The following is a 2,843-nucleotide window of genomic DNA, read 5'->3' as shown; positions in this document are numbered from 1 at the left end:
CATTTGTACTGTATTACATAAGTAATACAGTACTACGGTAAACTTATTTCTATGATTGAATTATCGAACCTTAGTTTTGGATACAGCAAAAAATCGCTCTTATTCAAAAATCTCAACCTTAGCCTGGAAGTTGGTCATATTTATGGTCTCCTGGGTAAAAACGGAGCTGGTAAATCCACTTTGCTGAAAAATATAGCTGGTCTGGTGTTTCCCCTTGAAGGGAAGTGCAGGGTAAATGGCTTCGATGCGGCAAGACGCTTACCTGTATTTTTGCAGGAACTCTTTTTTATTCCGGAAGAAGTTTATATGCCAACATTGACAGCCAATCAATTCATTCGTCAGACAGCACACTTTTACCCCAAATTTGACCAGGCCTTGTTTTATAAATTGCTTGCAGAATTTGATGTGTCTCCGGATCTGATTCTAAGTAAGCTGTCTTTTGGGCAGCAAAAGAAAGTAATGATCACTTTTGGTCTTTCCACCAATACCTCTTTGTTGATTATGGATGAGCCCACTAACGGATTAGACATTCCCTCGAAGGTTCAATTTCGAAAAATTGTGGCTTCATCATTAACAGAAGATCGCTGCGTAATCATATCAACGCATCAGGTCAGGGATTTGGATAGTTTAATTGATACGCTTGTCATCTTACATGAGAGAGAAATTATCCTCCATAAGAGTCTGGATGATATAGCAGACCGTTTGCATTTCAGTACGTCCGGACAGGCAAATAAAGACGCTATAATCTATACTGAACAAAATGGAATAGGCAACAATACAATTAGTCTAAGCCATACGGATCAATACAGTAAAGTAGATATGGAATTGCTTTTTAATGCTATTATTAACGATCACCAGGTTATTGTTAAATCTCTAAAATAAGCCTCATGAACAACACATTTAATCTTATCCGGTTTCTTCGCCTTTTTAAAAAGCAGACAGCTGAGCAGTACAAAACCTATTTGATGTCTGTAGGTGTACTTATTGGAATTCTGGCACTGCTGCTTGGGTTTATGTCTTACAGCGGTGGTGGAAGCATAGGCCCAACGGCCCAAGGAGTCATATTTTTTAATTTAATGCTTTTTTCGGGAACCATATTTACCAGTCTGATTTTTGCAGATTTAGGTAATAATAAAAAATCTATACCTATTTTAACCCTTCCATCATCACATTTGGAAAAGTACCTGGTGGCCTGGCTATATTCCTTTGTGATATTTCAAGTTGTATATATAGCTTGTTTTTATGTAATAGATTATACGGTAATTAGTATAGGTAATATAGACCAGGCGCATAAAAGTACAGTGGTCAATGTATTTTCGACGAATTTTAAAATCTGGGTTGTATTTCCAATTTTTGCAGTGTTGCATTCCATTTGTTTTATAGGCTCCGTATTTTTTGAAAAGCTACATTTTATAAAAACAGCTTTTACTTTTTTTATATTCCTCATATTTATTTGCCTGATCAATCCGCTTTTTCTTAAAGCAATTTTTGATGTTAAAGTATTGAAGGGAGTTCCATTTAACAGCATAGGTATTGAGATTGGTGAAACATCTTATTTTGTAAGGCCTAATGATACCAGTGATGTTATTTTATTGGTCATGGCCGGTTTATTAACGCTTGTTCTGTGGACGAGTACTTATTTCAGGCTTAAAGAAAAACAGGTGTAATATGGAATTTAGAGATAACGAAGCTATTTATATCCAGATTGCTGCTTTTGTAACAGAAAAAATTATGACCCAGGAGTGGCTACCAGAGCAAAAGATTCCATCGGTAAGAGAAATGGCCTCTGACCTGCAGGTTAATCCGCTTACTGTAGTGAGGGCTTATGACTTTCTTCAGAATAAGGAGGTGATTGCCAATAAAAGAGGAATAGGTTTTTTTATTTCGGCAGATGCCAAAGAGAAAATCAAAGTATACAGTAAAGAACGCTTCATAGGGCAGGAACTTCCCGAATTATTTAAAAATATGTATCTGCTGGGGATTACTATAGAAGAGATTGAAGTGCGTTTTAACAATTTTATTGAACAGAACTATAAAACTAAAGAACTATGAGAACCAGTACAATATTAATTATTACTGCGGTTATCATTACATTAATTTGTCTTGCCGCTTATAATTTTAACCTGAAGGCTTCCTATTTAAGGGGAGATTACAAGAACCCTTTTTATGGTTTAGAATACAATGCTGTAAAGAATATAAATGCACTTGAAATAGAGTCTGCAAATAAGATTTCTATTCGTGTGGAGCAAGGGAAAACAGAAGGGCTTTGGATAAGGGATAGGATAAAAGATAAGTTGGTGTGGTCAAAAGTTGGAGGTGTGCTTAAAATTGACCTGACTAAAGAGGCAAAAGAGAGCGATTTTCATGTGAATGGCCAGGAGCTTATTTTAATCACGCCCAATATGTATAAGATTGTTGCACATCCGTATATAATAAAAACAAATCAGGATGGGTGGAATTATGAAGGTTATATTGGTATAGCTGGTTTTCATCAGGATTCATTAACACTGGATCTCGGATCTGCCATTTATGCTAGTCTGGATCAAATGCAGTTGTCAACTTTGAATGCTGTTGTTGGAGATCAAAAGAACGGAAATACGAATTTAGTTCTTTCTAATACAAATGAGATCAAATCAGCTGTTTTTAATATTCCAGGAAAAAGTAAACTGGAACTCCAGAATCCTACGATTGTTAAAACCAATTATATTGTAACGGATAAAGCAACAGTTTCTCTCAATGGCAAGGCTTTGCAGGCATTGAATCAGCCCTAAGTCATATTTTGAATATATATATTGATTTCCAAAAAAGCAGACTCCACTGAGCCTGCTTTTTTGGGATAAGAT

The 2,843-nt window shown here is 35.8% G+C and carries 4 protein-coding genes; all 4 read left to right on the top strand.

Annotation, left to right across the window (positions count from 1 at the left end; genetic code table 11):
• The first annotated feature begins 51 nt into the window (after positions 1-51).
• The 4 genes from DBR11_RS21215 to DBR11_RS21200 are packed head-to-tail and all read left to right on the top strand — an operon-like array spanning position 52 to position 2,771.
• Complete coding sequence (locus DBR11_RS21215; protein ID WP_108554619.1) at positions 52-882, top strand: ATP-binding cassette domain-containing protein; 831 nt, start codon at positions 52-54, stop codon at positions 880-882.
• A gap of 5 nt (positions 883-887) precedes the next feature.
• Positions 888-1,667 (top strand): hypothetical protein, encoded by a 780-nt coding sequence (locus tag DBR11_RS21210; protein ID WP_108554618.1) that lies wholly within the window; start codon positions 888-890, stop codon positions 1,665-1,667.
• 1 nt (position 1,668) lies between these two features.
• Positions 1,669-2,052, top strand: coding sequence for a GntR family transcriptional regulator (locus DBR11_RS21205; RefSeq protein WP_108554617.1), 384 nt, complete (start codon positions 1,669-1,671; stop codon positions 2,050-2,052).
• Complete coding sequence (locus DBR11_RS21200) at positions 2,049-2,771, top strand: hypothetical protein (RefSeq protein WP_108554616.1); 723 nt, start codon at positions 2,049-2,051, stop codon at positions 2,769-2,771. Before DBR11_RS21205 ends, DBR11_RS21200 begins: the two co-directional genes overlap by 4 nt.
• The last annotated feature ends 72 nt before the right edge of the window (positions 2,772-2,843 follow it).

Source organism: Pedobacter sp. HMWF019 (assembly GCF_003061025.1).
In the GTDB taxonomy this organism is placed as follows: Bacteria; Bacteroidota; Bacteroidia; order Sphingobacteriales; family Sphingobacteriaceae; genus Pedobacter.
This window is presented reverse-complemented; position numbering and strand designations above follow the sequence as displayed.